Origin of the sequence: Desulfofustis glycolicus DSM 9705, from assembly GCF_900130015.1 — a bacterium.
GTDB classification, from domain to species: Bacteria; Desulfobacterota; Desulfobulbia; order Desulfobulbales; family Desulfocapsaceae; genus Desulfofustis; species Desulfofustis glycolicus.
Map to the genome: position 1 here is coordinate 167,368 of NZ_FQXS01000004.1, position 19,311 is coordinate 186,678.

At 54.9% G+C, this 19,311-nt stretch carries 15 protein-coding genes and 1 tRNA gene; 7 read left to right on the forward strand and 9 right to left on the reverse strand.

The features are described 5' to 3' along the window. The first annotated feature begins 10 nt into the window (after positions 1-10). From BUC26_RS05250 to thiL, 3 genes are all read left to right on the forward strand, one after another. Positions 11-1,735, forward strand: coding sequence for a DUF3352 domain-containing protein (locus tag BUC26_RS05250; protein ID WP_073373948.1), 1,725 nt, complete (start codon positions 11-13; stop codon positions 1,733-1,735). Further along, a complete protein-coding gene (locus tag BUC26_RS05255; protein WP_244155794.1) occupies positions 1,725-2,105 on the forward strand; it encodes a hypothetical protein in 381 nt (126 codons plus the stop codon). The genes BUC26_RS05250 and BUC26_RS05255 overlap by 11 nt, the downstream gene beginning before the upstream one ends. Before the next feature lie 115 nt (positions 2,106-2,220). Then, entirely contained in the window at positions 2,221-3,231 is a 1,011-nt protein-coding gene (gene thiL, locus BUC26_RS05260; RefSeq protein WP_073373950.1) for a thiamine-phosphate kinase, read from the forward strand. Positions 3,232-3,279: 48 nt separating this feature from the next. Here thiL and BUC26_RS05265 read toward each other — a convergent pair whose 3' ends face one another. The 5 genes from BUC26_RS05265 to BUC26_RS05285 form a co-directional block, all read right to left on the reverse strand. Beyond that, positions 3,280-3,780 carry a deoxycytidylate deaminase gene (locus tag BUC26_RS05265; protein WP_073373952.1) on the reverse strand — a complete coding sequence of 167 codons (501 nt, stop codon included), beginning with the start codon at positions 3,778-3,780 and terminating at the stop codon, positions 3,280-3,282. A 1-nt stretch (position 3,781) separates the two neighbouring features. After that, on the reverse strand, positions 3,782-4,639 hold the full coding sequence (locus BUC26_RS05270; RefSeq protein WP_073373954.1) for an alpha/beta hydrolase: 858 nt from the start codon (positions 4,637-4,639) through the stop codon (positions 3,782-3,784). A gap of 108 nt (positions 4,640-4,747) precedes the next feature. Beyond that, a tRNA-His gene (locus BUC26_RS05275) sits at positions 4,748-4,824 on the reverse strand. Positions 4,825-4,890: 66 nt separating this feature from the next. After that, entirely contained in the window at positions 4,891-5,541 is a 651-nt protein-coding gene (locus BUC26_RS05280) for a zinc ribbon domain-containing protein (RefSeq protein WP_073373956.1), read from the reverse strand. Positions 5,542-5,602: 61 nt separating this feature from the next. Continuing rightward, on the reverse strand, positions 5,603-7,297 hold the full coding sequence (locus BUC26_RS05285; protein WP_073374087.1) for a prephenate dehydratase domain-containing protein: 1,695 nt from the start codon (positions 7,295-7,297) through the stop codon (positions 5,603-5,605). Between the two features lie 424 nt (positions 7,298-7,721). On the opposite strand from BUC26_RS05285, the gene BUC26_RS05290 reads away from it, so the two are divergent. After that, a complete protein-coding gene (locus tag BUC26_RS05290; RefSeq protein ID WP_073373958.1) occupies positions 7,722-10,676 on the forward strand; it encodes a DEAD/DEAH box helicase in 2,955 nt (984 codons plus the stop codon). 10 nt (positions 10,677-10,686) lie between these two features. Here the strand turns inward: BUC26_RS05290 and BUC26_RS05295 are convergent, their stop codons facing one another. The 3 genes from BUC26_RS05295 to BUC26_RS05305 all read right to left on the reverse strand — a co-directional run bounded on the left by BUC26_RS05295 (position 10,687) and on the right by BUC26_RS05305 (position 12,978). Next, on the reverse strand, positions 10,687-11,148 hold the full coding sequence (locus BUC26_RS05295) for an SH3 domain-containing protein (RefSeq protein ID WP_073373960.1): 462 nt from the start codon (positions 11,146-11,148) through the stop codon (positions 10,687-10,689). A gap of 73 nt (positions 11,149-11,221) precedes the next feature. Further along, entirely contained in the window at positions 11,222-12,172 is a 951-nt protein-coding gene (locus BUC26_RS05300; RefSeq protein ID WP_073373962.1) for a S66 peptidase family protein, read from the reverse strand. A 2-nt stretch (positions 12,173-12,174) separates the two neighbouring features. After that, the gene (locus BUC26_RS05305) at positions 12,175-12,978 is read right to left on the reverse strand and encodes a type III pantothenate kinase (protein WP_073373964.1); all 804 of its coding nucleotides are present in this window, start codon (positions 12,976-12,978) and stop codon (positions 12,175-12,177) included. A gap of 219 nt (positions 12,979-13,197) precedes the next feature. Between BUC26_RS05305 and cutA the strand changes: the two genes are divergently transcribed. From cutA to BUC26_RS05325, 3 genes are all read left to right on the forward strand, one after another. Beyond that, positions 13,198-13,518, forward strand: a complete 321-nt coding sequence (cutA, locus tag BUC26_RS05310) for a divalent-cation tolerance protein CutA (protein WP_073373966.1) — start codon at positions 13,198-13,200, stop codon at positions 13,516-13,518. Positions 13,519-13,914: 396 nt separating this feature from the next. Beyond that, positions 13,915-15,741, forward strand: a complete 1,827-nt coding sequence (locus BUC26_RS05320; protein WP_073374089.1) for a DNA topoisomerase IV subunit B — start codon at positions 13,915-13,917, stop codon at positions 15,739-15,741. 157 nt (positions 15,742-15,898) lie between these two features. Further along, positions 15,899-17,923, forward strand: a complete 2,025-nt coding sequence (locus tag BUC26_RS05325; RefSeq protein ID WP_073373970.1) for a DNA topoisomerase IV subunit A — start codon at positions 15,899-15,901, stop codon at positions 17,921-17,923. Here the strand turns inward: BUC26_RS05325 and miaB are convergent, their stop codons facing one another. After that, on the reverse strand, positions 17,924-19,282 hold the full coding sequence (miaB, locus tag BUC26_RS05330; protein WP_073373972.1) for a tRNA (N6-isopentenyl adenosine(37)-C2)-methylthiotransferase MiaB: 1,359 nt from the start codon (positions 19,280-19,282) through the stop codon (positions 17,924-17,926). It lies immediately after the preceding gene. Positions 19,283-19,311: the final 29 nt, after the last annotated feature.

Genomic DNA, 19,311 nt, shown 5'->3' on the forward strand with positions numbered 1-19,311 from the left:
GGAACTGTTGATGCGCCAATTGATATTCGTCATCCCGCTTTTTTTGCTCCTGCTGTTCCTTGTCTCCCTGTTTCCCCCGGACTTCACCAAGAGGATCGATCCTGAACGATTCCTTGACCCGGATACGCTGTTGCTAATCAACCAGAAACAGCTTGCCCGGCGCATCGACGACTTTGCCTCCTCCCGACTCGGTTCGGTGCTGCACAGCATCGATGCGGTCGGCATCGCTGCGGATTTGGAGATGCCGGCAGCCCGGATTGCACAGATCGACGAAGGCCAAAAGGCACTCGGCCGGGCTGCCGACGATCCGATCATCAGGTCTGTTCTCGGCCGGAATATGTCGGTGGCCCTGCTACCATTCGACTACGATGGTGCAGTGCCGCTGACACAACAGATCCTCGCCAACCTTGTGCTGATCTGTCGCCCGAAGCAGGCGGTTCACATGCAAGAATTGCTCGAAAGATTCAGTGGCGGGGCACCCCCGGCAGACTCGCCCTATGGCGCTTATGCTATCAGGCGCTATCTGACTGACGGCGGTATGAGCATCGTCACCGTGCGCGTCGATCGCGCGGTTCTCCTGTCGACAAATGAACGCCTGTTGCGCCGGTGTCTCGATAACTACGATCGCTATACGGACACCCTAGCAGCCGATCCCGCATACCGAAACACAAAAAAAATGTTTCCCGGCACCGCCATCTATGGCTATCTCAACGTGGCCGGCTTTACCGATTTGTTGGCCCGGGCTGTGACTGTTTTCGCAGCCAGCAAAGACTCGGAGCCTTCAGTAGAAGACAGGCGACACTCTCTTTATCAGCATGCATTTTTCGGTAGCTGGATCGGAGACGGAACCGTTTCGCAGAAAGCGGTACTGACATTCGATCCGGCTCGCATCCCGGCTGAACTGTCGTCGATCTTTTCAGCGCCACCCGAGGTGACCCACTCCGCCGATCACCTGACGGCCGGTACGCTCTGGTATTATTGGACCAATTCATACGCTCCCGACAGTATTTTAGAGCTGATCAGAAGGCAGCAGAGACAACACCGCGCCGCGTCACCAATCGATACATTGCTGCGTGAATTAGAAGTTGCGACCGGGACCGGTGTGGAGCAAATCGTCGAATTTTTCGCCAACGATCTGATTCTCGCCCTGAAGAAAGGACCGAAAGATGACCTGTTGCCGATTCCGCTGTTCCTGGTTGCCATCAAGTGCAAGAATACTCCGTCCGTAAAAGAGTTGGTCGAACGGATCATCGTGCATTACAGTCTGCCCATCCGGAGGAAAAAGATCGGCGACCACACCATCGTCAGTTGGGGCGAAGTGGCACCGATCAGTTCATTTGAACCAAGCGTCGCCACGGTTGACGATTATCTGCTCATCGCCAATAATGTCGAGCAGATCAAGGAATTTATCACTCCGCCCGAAGGGAACGAGCGTCTCTCCGAAAGCCCATTGTTCAATTTGGTCAACAAAGGCTTCTTATATACAAACAACTCTCTGGTTTTCCTGAACATGGCGGAGCTCAGCGGGCAACTCAAGGAAATCGTCAGCTGGGGCGGTCTGGTTCTGGCCCTCAAGGACCGAACCATCGCCGACAAGTCGAAGATCATTATCGACCGGCTGATCAATCCGCTGCTTGATGGAGTGGCGATGTACGGTGTCATCGGTACCAGAAAATACCTGCGAGACGAGCAGGTCATCATGGAGGCAACAGCGGTAATCGACGATGGAAAATGATACGATGGAAAAACTGGTCGAGCAGGTGCAGGGCCTCGTTTCCTTCAAAGATCAGACCGAGGTCGGTGATCTGGTGCTGATTATCGCCCATAGCCCGCAGCTGATGATGTACGCGCAGGTATCATCGATCGAGCGAGATCGATCGAAGCGCGACGAATGGTGGATCATCGGTCTCACATTTCTCACCGTACCGCTGCAAAAGGCGGTCTGGACGCTTCGAACAGACCAGATGACCGGCCGGGAAATCTTCACCATGGGCGGCGAAAAACGCTTTTTCAAGGCCGTTGATCTCAATGGTGAGAACCAAGATAAAGCGGAGTTGAAAAAGAAGCCCTCCCGTACCGGAAAAGAATTGAAACGAATAAAATGAATCCTTCTTGTCTTTTTCCGTTTCCGCCTATCCCGTCAGCACACCCCGTTACCCTTGCCGAGATCCCGGCGATGACTAACGGCCTGGCTGCCAAACACAGGGGGAGGTAACAACGATGCCCGCACACTGGTCGGAATTGGATCTCATCAAGCATTTCGCCGGTTCATGCCGGATTGATAAAAAACAGCTGATCAAGGGGATCGGTGACGATTGCGCTGTTCTTCATCCCGCCGGTGACGAGGCCTGGGTACTGACCACCGATATGCTGGTCGACACGGTCCACTTCGACACCAGCTGGCATCCCGCCTTCCAACTCGGCCGGAAATGCTTGGCTGTCAATCTGAGCGACATTGCTGCGATGGGAGCAACTCCCCACTCTGTGATGCTGTCCGTAGCCCTCCCCGATACCATTGAAACGGTTTGGCTGGAGCAATGGCTGCAGGGACTGGCCTCGATGATCGATGAATTCGATTGTGCCTTGATCGGCGGGGACACGGTCCGCGGGGCACAATTAACCATCTCGATCACCGCCCTCGGCACGACCGCCAGAAACCGCGTCATCCTGCGCAGTACCGCAGGACCGGGTGATACCATCTTTGTCAGCGGTTACCTGGGATCGGCGGCGGCGGGACTACTGTTCTGCCGGGACAAAGCAGCACTGCCGGCCGTCGACGAGCAACTCAAGGCACCGTTTATCAAGCGGCATCTCGATCCCTCTCCCGATGTTTTCTGCGGTTCGTTGCTGGCTCAAAGCGGACTGGTTACGGCCATGCAGGATCTTTCCGACGGCCTGGCCACCGATTTAGCCCATATTGCCGAGCAGAGTCATCTTGCGGCAATCGTTGATGCCGAACGGTTACCGGGGCATCCGGATCTGGCACAGGTCTGCCGCTTGCTGGAGCGCTCTCCTATCGACCTGCAGGTGGCCGGTGGGGACGACTACCACCTCGTATTTACCGTGAAAAGAGGAGCCGAGCAGGAACTGATCGACTATCTGGCCCGTCATGACGGTCCGCCCATCTACAAGATCGGCCGGACGGAGCCGGGTTCGGGCGTACACCTGCTGCACGACGGCGAATCAAGCGATATCGCCTTCCGTGGATTTCAACACCATGGCAATGATTAGCAACAGGGGAGCTTGAAAATTCGGAATTTTGTTCAAAATTCCCAACAATCAATCGACAGCAAAGTGCAGTGCAATATCGAGTCGTTGAGGAGTAAAACGACGATAGCTTACCCCGGCCAGGTCGAGCATTCGCTTGGCCGCCTTGACCTGGTCTGTTTCGTGATACTTATCGGACAAGTAGATAATCTCGCCGATTCCCGATTGAATGATCACCTTGGTGCACTCGTTGCATGGAAAGAGGCCGACATAGATGCGACAACCGGTCAGGTCGGTGGAAATCGCGTTTAGCACGGCGTTGAGTTCGGCGTGACAGACGTAGGGATATTTGGTGGTAAGAAACGCTCCTTGCCGATTCCATGGTAGCTCATCGTCGGAGCAACCGATCGGAAACCCGTTGTAACCGACACCGACAATCTTGTTCTGGCGGCTGGCGATACAGGCACCGACCTGCGTGTTCGGGTCTTTGCTCCGCTCAGCGGAAAGCAGGGCGACTGCCATAAAATATTCATCCCAGGACAGGTAATCCTGGCGTTTTTTGGTATCTTTCATGTCAATTGTGGCTCTGCCCCTCCTGCTTGAAACGCCTGCGGCGCTGCCGCCAGGTGTTGGTACCGGTGACCCCGTCAACGAATTGTCTGATGGCCGCAAAATAAAGACTGCCGGCAACGGCCATCAGGGAATTGTGATCGGCTCCCGGGACTACTTGAAACTGTTTATTGCGGGCACCGCTTTCCGCCTGCAGCACCTCAGCTTCAGCCACCGGGATTATCTGATCTCGGGCACCGTGCAGGATCAAGGTCGGCAGTTCGATAGCGGTGATCTTGGCGCGATTGTTGAAGCATTCATCTTCGGTGATGGAGAGTTCGCGACACGGGCAGCCGAGCGACTCGAGAAGGGGCAGGGCGTCGGCAAAGCCGCTTTCGATGATCAGCGCTTTGATATCGGCGGAACGGTGATAGGCCAGATCGATGGCACTGACGGAGCCGAGTGAACGCCCCATGACCAGCAGCGGCCCGGTAAACGACTGGGCAAGGCACCACAGCTGTACGCTGTCGAAGACGGCGCCACTGTCCTGTATCATTGCCGTGACCGACGGCTCTCCCGAACTCCAGCCATAACCACGGTACGAGGCGATCACGAAATTGAGGCCGACAGCGGTGAAAGAGCTGCCGGTACCATCGTAATCGCTTACGGTCTCCCCGTTACCGTGAAAAAAGAGGATTGTCGGCGCACTGCTGTCGCTGACATGGCACCGACAACCGAGCCGGGACCGGCCGTCAGCCGCTGTAACGTCAAGATCGACGGCGCCGGCCGGTGGCGCATTGCGCGGCTCCCGCCGAGGAAAAAACAACGCTGCACTGACCCGTGGATGATCCAGTCGGGTGGTCGTCTGATAAGGCTCTGTCATGGTTGGTGATTGTGGTGAAAGGTTGCTGGAAAGGGGGTGGTGCCGGCAAAAAAGCAAGCGGAAGATGCTCCCGGCACACTCGACCGGGCGCGTCTTCCGCTATAACGATGGGGTGAGTGAGGGGATTCGAACCCCCGACCTTCTGGGCCACAACCAGATACTCTAACCGTCTGAGCTACACTCACCATGAGGATATAACCGTTAAGAGACGCACGATATACCCGCAACGAACTCTTTTTTCAAGATGAAAATCAAAACTCCCGTTTGCAGTGCATGCAGGTGCGAGCCTGCGCCTTGATGATTTCCATACACTGGGGGCACTCTTTTTTGTAGTTGTTTTCGAGCAATTGCTTGATCGCCATGTTGCAGTCAGAGGCCAACGACAGATCACGAAAGTGATGGTTGCGAATCGGATCGATGCAACTCAGATCATTAAGGCTGACCAGCAGGGAAATAGCCCGCTTACGACTGCTCAGAGAAGCTGCTTCATCGACGATCAGGGCCAGGACCGGTGCGAGATTGCCCTGTTCGACACAGGTATCGAGAGCGGCCACTGCCTGCTTTTCTTTCTGATACCGCTCATTCTGCGCTTCAACCACGGTCAGATCGATAACGCTACCCTTGAACGCATCGCTCGTCCCGACCATCATCACATTGGCCTCATCGCTCCCCGGCAATTGCATATAACGATACGAGGAATTATGCCCATATTGCTCGGCGATCTGTTTCCAGCCGTTGACGAACACCGGACACTCATCGTTGAGGCAGATATAGAGAACTTCCGAGCCCCAGCCTAAACCGTCACCAATATGGAATGGGGGGGCCTCGCAACAGCTCAGTTCGTTATGGCAGTGGGGACAGGCGGGAATATTTTCAAAATATCGACGATAATCTTTAATCATGAGACTCCTGTTTCTTGCAGTTTTGATTTCTCAGTAATCCGTAATAACAACCCGGCTCACTCTAATCACCCTTGAAGCCGATGTCACTGAGTACGGCATCGACAGCCCGTGCCTGGCGCATTTTGTTCTTCAGGAAAAACGGTGGCATGGCTTGTTTATTTTCTGCTATGATCTCACAGAGCTGGTCTATCCGGCTATGCTGCGCAAGGTTGGCGATCTGTTGCAAATGAGTGATGAAACTGGCAACAATTTTTTCTCCCTGCCCTCCGGTCGCCATAATTTCCGCGTAGGTTCGCGGATTCTGGTTATGCACACGGGCCATGGACAGAACGCCGTAGAGTGAGGTGAGGGTGGAATGTGTGTCGATATCGGAAAAATCGATCCGATGCTCGGCAAGAGTCATCGCCAGCGCTACCGAAATCGCCGTCGGCAATTTCTGGCTGACCCCCATCAGAGTGTCATGTTTTTCGGGACTATCGAGATGGATCTCGGCCCCGTACTTATAGAGGAACGACTCGAATTCGCTGCACAAACTGCCGCTTTTTCTGGTTCTGACCACTGCGACATTCTTGTCTTTCATCGTTGCCGCCTGCGGTCCCCAGAGATTGTGCACGAGCATCACTTCAACTCCGGTTGCGGTCGTCTCCAGTGCCGTCTGCAGCGGGGATTCCGACTCGCCGGCCAGAAGAATGAGCGCCTGCCCGTCGCGGAGCAAGCCGCCGTATTGACGGATCATGGCCGCAGTCACCGAAATCGGTACACAGATCAATACGACGTCAACCCGTTCGATCATCTCCTCAGGGCGAAGGGTACTCGTCCTGCCACAGACGATGGTCTGATATCCCTCTCCCCGCAGCTTCTCTGCAAACCAGGCAGTCATCGCGCCGGAACCTATAAAGCCGAAGGTCTTGATCCGCTTGATCCGCATATCAACCCGGGGAAAGGAGCCGAGAATTTTCAGGCTCTGTTTAACCTGAATCACCTTGTTCTCGATATAGGTGAGTGCTTCCTCTACCATCGGTGACTGCTGGTGGCCTTCGACCTCCAGGTAAATCTGCAGTTTCTGCGTCTTGATATCATTTTCCGAGCGAAGATCGAGAATGTTGATGCCGCGTCTGGTAAATTCGTTGAGGATATCGACAAGCAGGCCGACCCGGTCCGCCAAGGGTCGGGTCATGATGGCTGTGGCGTCGTAGCCTGTTTGGGCTGCGGAGTACCGGCCTATTACCGCAAATCGCGTCCGGTTATAAGGGGCAAGTTCACGGGCTATGAGGGAGAGGCCGGCGCGATTGATGACCTCTTCGGTATCGATCAATACCTGATGTTCATGGCATTTATCCCGCATATCAAGAGCGGCAGCCTCAAGATCGCGAACGGAGACGAGCGTCGCGTCCGGCATATGCTGGGAGATAAATTCTTCGCACTGACGAAAAACCGTGCTTCTGCCGATGATGGTCCGTACCTGGTCGAGTCGCTGATCGCTGCGTATGCCGCCGAGAGAGACATTGATCGGCAGCACCACATTATCGATCCAGTGCCCTTGTTCCAACCCCTCGAGTACACGAAAATACTCCCGAACTTCTCCTTCTCGGGTATTATAAACGGGAACGAAGGCGAAATCGGCTCGGCCGTCGCTCAAAGCCGCAATAAGGTCGGGAATATGATTGTACAGGAGAACCGTCGCCTGCGGATCGTATTGCCTGGCAGCCTGATAACCATCGGATCCTTGCGGTCCGAGCGTGGCGATAACGGTCATGGTTGCTGATTCCTGTCGTTTCCCGGGCCGTTCGATTTTGCCCGGCAATGAATTGAAAGGGAACCTTGAAAAATTGTCATTTCGCCCAATCTCATCGTTGCGCATTCAAATTTTATCCTCGGAATATCATAGATATGCCTGCGGTAAAATTTTCTTGTGCGCCTCGATCTTGAACGAAATTCCGATTTTTTCAAGCTCCCCGAAAGATGGTGCGGTGCCCGGCAGATGCCGGTATGGCAACAGATGGCGCAACGTGTCAAAAATATCTTTTCGGTTACATTTAGGCAATAGCTATTCGGAGCAACGCCCGGCAATACCGGGCAGGTGAACCTGTGCTAGCATTATTGCTATAACCGGTGACGCTGGTTTTTCAGATGTTTCTCTTTCTTTCATCTCATCGACAAGGACGTTCCAACAATCGCTCATGATCGACAAATCACCTCTGACCAGGTATGTGGAGGAATTGTGCGCCTCGCCAAAATTTTCCCCGCAGATCGTCTGCCACCGACTCTTGCCGGGCAGCGACGCACGCACCGCCCCCCTCCGACAGCCGCTTTCGGAGGCCATTGTCGACGGCTTGCGCCGGCAGGGCATAGAGCGGCTCTACGCCCACCAGGTCGAAGCTATGAACGCCTTTCGAGCCGGCCACGACCTAATTGTCGCCACGCCGACGGCCTCGGGGAAAAGCCTGATCTACAATCTGCCGGTAGTGCAAACCTGCCTCGCCGAACCGTCGGCCCACGCCCTCTATCTCTTCCCGCTCAAAGCGCTGGCCCAAGATCAGGCTCGGACCCTGGCACAACTTTCCGCGGCAATTATCGGCGATACGACGGTTCACGGTACCCCCCGCTTCGTATCGATCTATGACGGTGATACGACGACCGCTGAGCGGGCACGAATGAGAAAACAGCCGCCGCCGGTGCTGGTTACCAATCCGGATATGCTCCATCTCTCCCTGCTGCCATACCACGACAGTTGGAGTTCATTTTTCAAAGGATTGCGCATAATCGTCATTGACGAAGTCCATGTCTATCGTGGTCTTTTCGGCGCCCACCTGGCCTGGGTACTGCGTCGACTGAAACGCATCGCCGCTCATTACGGGGCATCCCCGCGTTTTATCATGCTCTCGGCAACGATCGGCAACCCCGGTCAACTCGCCGAGAAACTGATCGGTCGACAGCCTGCCGTGATAGATCGCTGCGGCGCACCGGCGGAAGAGAAAGATATGCTCTTCATCAACCCTTGGGACAGCGCCGCGCACACCGCCAGCCAATTGTTGGAAACCGCATTGAAACGGGGACTGCGGACCATCGTTTACACAAAATCGCGAAAAATGACCGAGTTGATCACCGTCTGGACCAAACCGCGACTCGGCGCTCTGGCAGCCAGACTCACTTCCTATCGAGCCGGTTTTCTCCCCGAGGATCGGCGGGCAATCGAGAGGCAGCTGGCGGACGGTACCCTGCTCGGTGTCATATCCACGTCGGCGCTGGAACTGGGCATCGATATCGGCGATCTCGATCTCTGCATCCTGGTCGGCTATCCCGGATCGGTGATGGCAACCTGGCAACGCAGTGGCCGGGTCGGCAGAAGAGGGCACCGCTCCGCCGTCATCATGATCGGTGGAGAAGACGCGCTTGACCAGTATTTCATGCTGCATCCAGACGATTTCTTCAATCGGCCGCCGGAACACGCCGCTCTTGATCCGCTCAATTCACGGATCACTCGGCAACATCTGCACTGTGCCGCCGCCGAAATTCCGCTCGAGCAAGATGAGCCGTTGCTGCGCTGCTGCCACCAGATTCGCCGGGCAGTCGATGAGCTGACCGAGGCCGGCACGCTGCTGCGCGACGGTGACGGCCACCGCTGGCACGCCAGCAGGAAGCGCCCGCAACGCCAATTCGACCTGCGCGGCGGCGGCGTCAAGCTGTCGATCATTCACCGACACACCGGCGAGATCATCGGCGAGATCGATGCCGGTCGGGCCTTGCACGATGCGCATCCCGGCGCCATCTACCTGCATCAGACGAAAACGCTGCTGGTTGTCGATCTCAACCTGAGCGGGCAAGAGGTGCTCGTCGAGGAGAGTAAACCGACCTATTATACCAGGCCGACGGTAACGAAAGAGACGGAGATACTCTCCCGCCTTGCCAGCAAATCGGTGTGCGGCATACGAGCCAATTGGGGCACGTTGAGGGTCACCGAGCAGGTCAGCGGGTTTCGGAAAATCCAGCAATTTACCGGCAAGACGATCGCCACCATGATGCTCGACTTGCCGCCACAGACCATCGAGACGGAAGGGCTGTGGCTTGATCTGCCGCCTGCCTGCAAGCAGCTGCTGGAGGATAAGCAGATGCACTTTATGGGTGCCATCCATGCCGTCGAGCACGCGCTGATCGCCATGTTCCCATTGCTGATCCTGTGCGACAGAAACGATATCGGCGGCATTTCCTGCCCCTATCACGAACAGACCGGGCAGTCGTCAATTTTCATCTATGACGGCTACGCCGGTGGTGCCGGTCTTGCCGCCCAGGCCTACGAGCTGATCGAAGCATTGCTCGAGCAGACAGAGCGCTGCGTGGTTGACTGCCCCTGCGAGACCGGTTGCCCCAGCTGTGTCCATTCACCCCGGTGCGGGTCGGGAAACCGGCCGATCGATAAAGAAGCGGCCCGCTTCCTGCTGCAGGCCATCAAGCAGGACCGATTTCAGCTGGAAACCGACGCTGTCGGGGACACGGCGGTTTATCTACCTCGTCCGGTAGTGCGGCAGCGCGCTACCGACGCAGCGGGGGGGCGCGGTCGTGCCGCCTTACCGGCACACTTTTGCGTCTTTGATCTGGAAACGAAACGTGCGGCGACGGAGGTAGGAGGCTGGCATAATGCCGACAGGATGGGAATGTCGGTCGGCGTGGTCTACGATTCGAAACTCGACGGGTTTGCCACCTATCTGGAAGACGAGGTCAACGATTTGATCGACCACCTGGCGAGCGCCTCGGTGATTGTCGGCTTCAACATCCTCGCCTTCGATTACCGGGTACTGGCCGGCATCTCCGGAAGGCAGCTCTATGACCGGCCGTCATTGGACCTGCTCAAGTTGATTCAGGAGCAACTCGGCTACCGGCTCAGCCTCAACCGTCTTGCCGAACAGACCCTCGGGCGTCCCAAGTCGGCCGATGGCCTGCAGGCCCTACGGTGGTATAAACAGGGCAGAATTGACGAAATAGTCACATATTGCCGGGAAGATGTGGCGTTGACTCGAGACCTGCTGCTCTTCGCGTTGGACAACGGCTACCTGTTGTTCACCAACAAGGCCGGCTCGACAGTACGCCTGCCGCTGGCTTGCGACGCGGCACTGGTCGCCCTGTTATCGCGGACCTGAAGCTGAGCGGTTACGGCCAGAGCAGCGACTTGTGGATCCAGCCTATCAACCCGCTTGCATGACGCAGTTTCATCCAGTCGCCCTGACTTTCCAACCGGTCCATGACGACGCCACGCTCGACGGTCGCAATGACCGGACTCGACGTGGTCGGCTCGGCGCGCATGTTGACGTTGGTCGTGGCATCGATGATGGCGGTGGACACCGGCTCAACGAGCGAGTTGTGAATCCAGCCGGCATCTTTTTCAAAATCAACGATTTTCAGCCAGTCTCCCTGCTTGCCGGTAACCTCGAGGGGATATCCGGCGAAGAGTTCCATCGCCACCTGATGGTCGGTGCCCGGACCGGTCCTGACGTTGACATTATCGGCTGTTACACTGACGTATTCGGCAGCGAGCAACGATGTTGTCGTCAGCACCAAGGCGGCGGCACAGAATACTGCAGTGAAAACGGTGGAAATTCGGAAAGAACGCATAACTGTCTACCTGGGAAAATGATTGTAAAAAGGGACTTACCGGCAATACAGATACCATCATCGGTCTGCTTCGTCAATCACGATATAGCCCGGTAACCGCCCGATCATGCGGTTGCAACACACCCCGCCCGCTGTCCATCGTCACCATCGCACCAATCGGCAAGGCCAGATTCCTGGGTCCGTGTCCGACCGGGAAATTACCCCAGATCGGCATCCCCGATCCAGCAGTCAACTCGCACACCCGGGACCAGATGAATTCATGACGGGCGCCCCTTCTGCCGGCGTCATCATTGCGGTCCATCGAGAAGTCCCCGAGGATAATTCCGGCCGCCCGCTGCAACTGCCCGCTCCGGGCCAGCTGGGTGAAAGCACGATCGAGGCGATACTCCGGTTCATTGACATCTTCAAGAAAGACAACCGCCCCCGAAAAATCCGGACTCCAAGGGGTTCCGAGCAAACTGACCAGACTGCTGAGGTTCCCGCCCATCAACGGGCCGGTAACCGCTTCGCCGGTTCGAATAATTTCCACCCGTTCGTGCAAACGCCGGTGCCAATTCCCAATCAGGCACTGATAGAGGCGCTCCCGTGCATCAGAATCGCTCAGGGGCAGGGTGGTGACAACCGGACCGTGCAGGCACAACAGACCGGAGCGCTGAAACACCAGATTAAGCAGAATCGAGATGTCGGAAAATCCGATCAACAGTTTCGGTTGTCGAGCGAACAGCGTAAAATCCAGCCGGTCAAGCAGCCGCAGGGCTCCGAAGCCGCCGCGCAAGGCAATGAGCGCCTTAACCCGCGGGTCGCGCCACGCCCTGATCATTTCGTCAGCCCGAGCCTCATCGGTATCAGCCAGATAGCCGAGGCCGGGCCAGAGCCGATCGGGCACGGCAAGCTCAAAACCCATCTCGGTGAGTACCGAACAGCCGTTTCGTAACCGTTCACCATCGACAAGGCCGCCGGCCGGTGCGACAATCGCTACCGTATCACCGGGCCGTAGCGGGGGAGGGATCCGCAAGGCACCCATGGTCAGGCAACAGCGGTCAACTGCTGATAGATCAACGCCAAGCCGTCCAGAGTGAGATTGGGCTCATACCGTAGAATCGACGGCGTATATGGCCGGATGACACGGGACATGCCGCCGGTAGCCATGATTTCTATATCGGTATGGCCCTGCTGATTCATCTCGCGTTGCACTTTGACGATCAATCCTTCGATCATCGCCCCGTAACCGTGCACCATACCGCTTTGCATAGCCGTCACGGTGGAAGTGCCGATTACCTGGGAGATGGGCGAACTCAGGTCGATCTGCGGCAATTTGGCGGTCTTTTGCGCCAAAGCGCCGATGGAGACGCTCATTCCCGGCAGAATCAGCCCACCAAGATATTCACACTGCGCGGAGACACAGTCAAAGGTAATCGCCGTGCCAAAATCGATAACGATGGCGGCTCGGCGGCAGAGATGGTGTGCGGCGATACTGTTGACCAGCCGATCAGCACCGACTTCTAAGGGGTTGTCGAGTCTGATCGTAATCAAATCCGCGACAACCCGGTTATCGATGTTGAACAGCATCGGGCGCGTTTCGTCACCAAACATCGCATGACAGCAGGAAACATAGGCGCCATCGAGTTGCGGCACGACGCTGGACATGATTACGCCGTCAATCCGCGAACTGTCGATGCCGGCCATCGTGAAGAGATTGTGGTAGGTAATGGCGATTTCATCGGCGGTCATCGCCGAGTCTGTTTTAATCCGCCACTGCCGTAACAATGTTTGTTGATCGAAAAGTCCGGCAACGGTATGGGTGTTACCAATATCGATGACAAAGAACATAACTTACCTATCAACTTAATGGTTCCCCAGTGGGGCCGTTGTCGGCCACCTGCGAGGAGTGGGGCCAGGTAAAGATTTCGACGCTGCCGCGATTTTGCATTATAGTGCGGTTGACGGAAGAAACAAGGGATCAGTCGGGCCCTGCCGGTTCGTGTCGGCCGTGCTCCAGGCCGGCAGTTGGTCCCCTCCTGCAATACCGGTGATCAAGGAGGAGCCGCGATGCAACCAATCATGGTAACGACCAGTTGTGCCAATCTGGAAACTGCCCAAGAAATCGCCACCCATCTTCTCAACCGGCGCCTGGTTGCCTGTGCCCAGGTAAGCGGGCCGGTAACCAGTTCCTATTGGTGGCAGGGAGCTATCACCAGTGAAGCTGAATACCTGGTAGTAATGAAAAGTGTGCGGTCACTCTTTGCCCAGATCGTCGAACAACTGACCGCCATTCATCCCTATGAAGTTCCGGAAATCGTGGCCACCGATATTGTCCGGATCAACGATGGCTATCGCGACTGGCTGCTTGCCGAGTTGCATCAGGGGTAATCGTGCAGGAAGAGAAAAAAGGTTATCGTCGCCGGCGTCTCGGGGAATATCGCTGCAGCTGTTGCCGACAGGCCAAACCGTTCTGCTGGAGCTGCCCCTGCGGTTTTCAGATATGTCCGGAGTGCTTCGAGGAAAACAAGTGGGGGATCAGTAACGGACCCACCTGGATTTGTCCCGATTGTGAGCGGGTCATGAGGATGTAGCCCGCTCCGGTTCCTCCCACATCCACCTCCCTTCCGGACGGCTTTGCCAAAGGCGGGAAGCGGGGACAGCGACGGGCTGCGCGCGGCGCTCTTGCGCATTAACGGCAAATACAATATGATTGCGCCTGCGTTAACCAGTGCTGCCGTTACCGCTGATTCGGTATCGCCAAAATTCTATAATCCAGATCAGAAAATGACCCTATCTCCCCAAGAGTACGACGAAAGTAAAATCAAAACGCTGAGCTCCCTGGAACACATCAGGCGTCGCCCGGGGATGTATATCGGCAGGCTTGGCGACGGTTCGCATCCAGACGACGGTATCTATATTCTGCTCAAGGAAGTGATCGATAATGCCGTCGACGAATTCATCATGGGGGCCGGCAAACGAATCAATGTCCAGATCGACGACAATGGCCTGACCCGGGTTAGGGACTTCGGGCGGGGCATTCCCCTCGGCAAAATCGTCGAATGTGTCTCCGTTATCAACACCGGTGCCAAGTACAATACCGATGTGTTCCAGTTTTCCGTCGGGCTCAACGGGGTCGGCACCAAGGCTGTCAACGCGTTGTCCGAACATTTTCGGGTCAGCGCCTTTCGCGACGGCCAATTCGCCTCGGCAACGTTTTGTCGCGGCATCCTTGTTGATCGCGAGGAAGGGGAGAGCGGCGAAAAAAACGGCACCGAAATTGAGTTCCTGCCGGACCGGGAAATCTTTCCCGATTATCTCTACGACGAAACCTATATCGACCGTCGACTCTGGCGTTATGTTTATCTCAATGCCGGACTGAAAATTCACTTCAACAAAACCGTTTACCACTCGGTTAATGGCCTTTTCGATTTGCTCAATGAGGAACTCAACGGATCCGGGCTATACGAACCTATCTATTACAAGGACCAGACCCTCGAATTCGCCTTCTCCCACACCGATTCCTACAGCGACTCCTATTATAGCTTTGTCAACGGCACCTATACCAGCGAGGGCGGCACCCACCTCTCTGCTTTTCGCGAAGGGATACTCAAAGGAATCAACGAATTTTCCGGAAAAAAGTTCATCAACAAAGACGTTCGCGACGGTATCGTCGGCACGCTCTCCATCAAGATCCGTGAACCGATCTTCGAGTCGCAGACGAAAAATAAACTCGGCAACACCGAAGTCCGCTCATGGATCGTCAACCGGGTAAAGGACGCGGTTTCCAGCGAACTCTACAAAAACAGCGAGACGGCCGAACAGCTTCTCGACAAGATTGTCAGAAACGAAAAGGTTCGTAAGGAATTACAGATCGTGCGTACCGAGGCCCGGGCCAAGGCCAAGAAAGTGGCTTTTAAGATCCCGCAACTCAAGGATTGCAAGTATCATCCCTCCAAAGACAAGCCGTCCAAGACCGGTTACGAAAACATGATCTTCATCACCGAGGGTCAGTCAGCGGCCGGATCGATCGTCTCGTCTCGCGATCCGATGCGGCAAGCGGTCTTTTCGCTGAAGGGCAAACCGATGAATGTCCTCGGACAAAGACTGAACCTGCTGTACAAGAACGAAGAACTGTACTCGTTGATGCAAGCCCTCAACATCGAGGAATCCATCGCCGACCTGCGATTCGACAAAATCATTATCGCCACTGACGCGGACGTCGACGGACTCCATATCAGGAATCTGTTGATGACATTTTTTCTCCATTATTTCGAGCCTTTGGTCAAACTCGGCTATATACATATCCTGGAAACCCCGATCTACCGAGTCCGCACGAAAGCGGAGACGATCTATTGCTACTCGGAAAAGGAAAAGGACCTTGCCACCAAAAAACTGCAAGGCAAGGGGAAAATTAAAAAGAACGTAGAAACGACTCGTTTCAAGGGACTTGGAGAAATCAGCCCGAAAGAATTCGGACAATTCATCGGCGAGGATATCAGGCTCCGCAATGTCACCATCGATAGCATCAGCGAAGTTGCCAAAGTCCTGTTGTTCTATATGGGAAAAAACACCCCGGAGCGAAAGCAATACATCATGGAAAACCTGATCTGACGACGATGCCGAGCAGACTAGCGGCCACAGGCCAAGCAAGTTTGACGAGTGCCAGACACCACAGGGACTGCCTGGCGATCGTTTTTGTTGAAATCGCACAATCCACAGCTTTTATTTTCTTGATGTCCCTTTCTTCAGCCAGTGACCATCGAAGCACATGAATCGACAGATAGGCAAACTCCACCGGTTGTTCGACAGCAATTTTCTCGAATACACCTCATATGTCATAAAAGAGCGTGCTATACCTGCAATTGAGGACGGACTTAAGCCCGTTCAGCGGCGTCTTTTGCAAACCCTGTTCAATATAGAAGACGGACGGTTTCATAAGGTAGCAAACGTCGTCGGTGAAACGATGAAGCTGCACCCTCATGGCGACGCCTCCATCTTTTCGGCCCTGGTGAATCTTGCCAATAAAGGCTATCTCATCGATCGACAAGGAAATTTCGGCAATATTTACACTGGCGACCAGGCCTCGGCCGCACGTTATATCGAGTGTCGCCTATCGCCGCTGGCCAAAGAAGTCATGTTCAACAAGGATTTGACCGAGTTTGTCGAATCCTACGACGGCAGGATGCTTGAACCGGTGACACTGCCGGCGAAAATCCCGCTCTTGCTGCTTCAGGGCGCTGATGGTATTGCCGTCGGTATGGCAACGAGAATTCTGCCGCACAACTTTCAGGAATTGCTCAAAGCCCAGATCGCCACCCTGAAAAACGAAGGGTTTGAACTCTACCCTGATTTCCAGCAAAAAGGGTTAATCGATGTCTCCGATTACTCCAACGGCAACGGCCGGGTTCGCTGCCGGGCCCGAATCGTCGAGACCAACGAAAAAACCATCACCATCACCGAAATACCCTATGGGACAACCACAACATCTCTGATTGAATCCATTGAAAAGGCCGCAAAGTCTGGAAAAATAAAGATTCTTTCAATAAGCGACTACACCGCAGAAGATGTCGAAATCGAGATAAAGTTACCCCGGGGCATTTACGCCGATGATACGATCAAAGCCCTCTACGCCTTCAGCGATTGCGAGACTTCGCTCAACGCCAGCCTGACGTTGATTAAAGGAGACTTTCCGCGGGTCTGCACCGTCGAGGAAGTCATCGCGTTCAACACCGAAAAGCTGGTCGGTGATCTGACCAGAGAACTTGAAATAGAACTCGCCAGACTCACGGAAAAACTGCAAACCAGACTGCTCGAACAGATCTTTATCGAAGAACGGCTCTACAAACAGATCGAGGAAAAAACCAGCTACGAGGCGGTGGTGGCTACGGTGAAATCCTCACTGGAACCGTTCGCCGGCGAGCTCTTACGACCGGTCTCCAGGGAAGACCTCGAGCATCTGCTGGAAATCAGGATTAAACGTATTTCCCGTCACGATATCGACCGACACGCCCGGGAAATAAAGGAAATTAAGAAAAGTATCAAAGAGACCGAAAACCACTTGACCGATGTGGTTGGTTACACCATCTCTTATCTCGAAAAACTGTTTGAAAAATACGGTGATGCCTTCCCACGACAGACTGAAATCACCCGGTTCTCCGAGGTGGAAGCAAGAAAAGTGGCGTTGAGCAACCTGACCGTCGGCTACCATCGTGCCAGCGGCTTTTTCGGCCATCTGATCAAACCCGTTGACGAACAGGCCGACTGCTCTTTCGCTTGCTCGGAATATGACCGAATCCTGATGATTTTCAAGAACGGCGTCTACAAAGTCATCCCGGTGCCCGACAAACTCTTTATCGGTGAAGATCTCGAATATGCCGCCGTCCTCGAAGGAGAGACTATTTTCAATGTCATCTATCGGGAAGGGTCGGAAAGCCAAGCATATGTCAAACGATTCACCACTCCAAAGTTCATTTTGGACAAGGAATACCGACTCTTTCCGGAACACCCGCGATCACGGATTCTCCTGCTGACCAAAGGGGAAGGCCAACACGCCAGAGTAAGTTTTGTGCCGTCCAGGCGGGCCAAAAGCAATGTGGCTGAAATCAGTTTCGATGATTTTTTGATCAAGAACCCCACCGCCATCGGTAAACGCGTGTCGCCCCGCGTGGTCAGACGGGTGGTTGAAAGCACGGAACGGACGGTGATAAAAGAGCCCCACAACCTGGAACTGCCCGGAATAACCGAATCGACAGATACGCCGTCGCCGGAGAAAGAAAAAAAGGACACCGAATAATCAGCTCACCGCCCGTCCTTTCAGAGAGTGCTGACCGGCTCCGGTAATCATGACACGAAGCACGTCTCCCGATTGCGCGGTTGACGGCCATGACTCGAGATGAACTATGTGATTGGTCGGTAAACGGCCGCTCGCCAATTCACCATCGGCTCTCTCGAGCAGGACGTCTTGCAGCGTCCCGATATACTCCCGGTTTCTCTCCAGGCTGATTTCATCCTGTCGCTTCTGAAAGAGCTGTAGCCGCTCGCTTTTCACGCTCTCTTCACATTTCCCGTCAAATGATGCTGCCGCGGTGCCAGGTCGACCCGAGTACTTGAACGAAAACGAACCGTGGAAGCGGACCCGTTCCAGCAAATCCATGGTCGCCTGAAAATCAGAATCGGTCTCACCCGGAAAACCGACAATGATATCAGTGGTTAAGGCAAGGTCCGGACGGGCGGTACGCAGCCGGTCGACCATGTTCAGGTAGTCATCAATCCGGTATTTCCGATTCATTCGCCGGAGGACGATGTCCGACCCAGATTGTACCGGCAGATGCAGTTGCGGGCAAAGCTTGTTGATTTCGGCAAAGCAACGGATCAATTCGTCCGGCAAATCTTTCGGATTCGATGTGGTAAAACGAAGCCTCCGTAATCCCGGGATCTTTGCCACTTCGTGCAACAACCGGGCAAACGGGTAGGGAGTATCTTCTTCACTGACCGGGTTGGTCGTACCATAGGAATTGACATTCTGGCCAAGCAGGGTGATCTCAACGACACCTGTGTTTACCAGTGCCGTTACTTCATCGATAATATCGACTGCTTTTCTCGATACTTCCCGCCCCCTTGTATAGGGCACGACGCAATACGTGCAGAAATTGTTGCAGCCCTGCATGATGGTGACAAATCGGCTGAGCACAGCGGTGTCACCGTTGCGTTGCGACTGTTCGCTGGCAGTCGGCAAGCGAGGAATATATCGCGGAATTTCATAGCTGTCCGACAAATTAACAGCGGTCCGCTGGTGTCTGGCACGCACCAACAACCCCGGTAGTTCGTAAATATGCTGCGTCCCGACAACCAGATCGACATGCGGCATCCGCTCGATGATCATCTGCCCTTCCTGCTGAGCGACACAGCCGGCGACACAGATCTGCATCGACGGGTTGTCCGCTTTCTGCTTTCTCAAACTGCCAAGAAGACTGAAGACTTTCTGTTCAGCCTTGGCACGAACTGAACAGGTGTTAATAACTATCAGCGAGGCACGTGTCATAACAGATGTGGGGTGATAGCCGTGCTCGCAGAGCGTCTGTGCCATTATTTCGCTGTCTCTGATGTTCATTTGGCAGCCAAACGTCTTGATGTAAAATGTTTTTTCTTTCATAAACCGGAGAGAGGGAAGGGGGATGAAAA

What these genes read in the sequence shown, in the direction of transcription:
- BUC26_RS05250 (WP_073373948.1), top strand. Translation starts at nt 11, where the DNA reads ATGCGCCAATTGATATTCGTCATCCCGCTTTTTTTGCTCCTGCTGTTC.
- BUC26_RS05255 (WP_244155794.1), top strand. Translation starts at nt 1,725, where the DNA reads ATGGAAAATGATACGATGGAAAAACTGGTCGAGCAGGTGCAGGGCCTC.
- thiL (WP_073373950.1), top strand. Translation starts at nt 2,221, where the DNA reads ATGCCCGCACACTGGTCGGAATTGGATCTCATCAAGCATTTCGCCGGT.
- BUC26_RS05265 (WP_073373952.1), bottom strand. Translation starts at nt 3,780, where the DNA reads ATGAAAGATACCAAAAAACGCCAGGATTACCTGTCCTGGGATGAATAT.
- BUC26_RS05270 (WP_073373954.1), bottom strand. Translation starts at nt 4,639, where the DNA reads ATGACAGAGCCTTATCAGACGACCACCCGACTGGATCATCCACGGGTC.
- BUC26_RS05280 (WP_073373956.1), bottom strand. Translation starts at nt 5,541, where the DNA reads ATGATTAAAGATTATCGTCGATATTTTGAAAATATTCCCGCCTGTCCC.
- BUC26_RS05285 (WP_073374087.1), bottom strand. Translation starts at nt 7,297, where the DNA reads ATGACCGTTATCGCCACGCTCGGACCGCAAGGATCCGATGGTTATCAG.
- BUC26_RS05290 (WP_073373958.1), top strand. Translation starts at nt 7,722, where the DNA reads ATGATCGACAAATCACCTCTGACCAGGTATGTGGAGGAATTGTGCGCC.
- BUC26_RS05295 (WP_073373960.1), bottom strand. Translation starts at nt 11,148, where the DNA reads ATGCGTTCTTTCCGAATTTCCACCGTTTTCACTGCAGTATTCTGTGCC.
- BUC26_RS05300 (WP_073373962.1), bottom strand. Translation starts at nt 12,172, where the DNA reads ATGGGTGCCTTGCGGATCCCTCCCCCGCTACGGCCCGGTGATACGGTA.
- BUC26_RS05305 (WP_073373964.1), bottom strand. Translation starts at nt 12,978, where the DNA reads ATGTTCTTTGTCATCGATATTGGTAACACCCATACCGTTGCCGGACTT.
- cutA (WP_073373966.1), top strand. Translation starts at nt 13,198, where the DNA reads ATGCAACCAATCATGGTAACGACCAGTTGTGCCAATCTGGAAACTGCC.
- BUC26_RS05320 (WP_073374089.1), top strand. Translation starts at nt 13,915, where the DNA reads ATGACCCTATCTCCCCAAGAGTACGACGAAAGTAAAATCAAAACGCTG.
- BUC26_RS05325 (WP_073373970.1), top strand. Translation starts at nt 15,899, where the DNA reads ATGAATCGACAGATAGGCAAACTCCACCGGTTGTTCGACAGCAATTTT.
- miaB (WP_073373972.1), bottom strand. Translation starts at nt 19,282, where the DNA reads ATGAAAGAAAAAACATTTTACATCAAGACGTTTGGCTGCCAAATGAAC.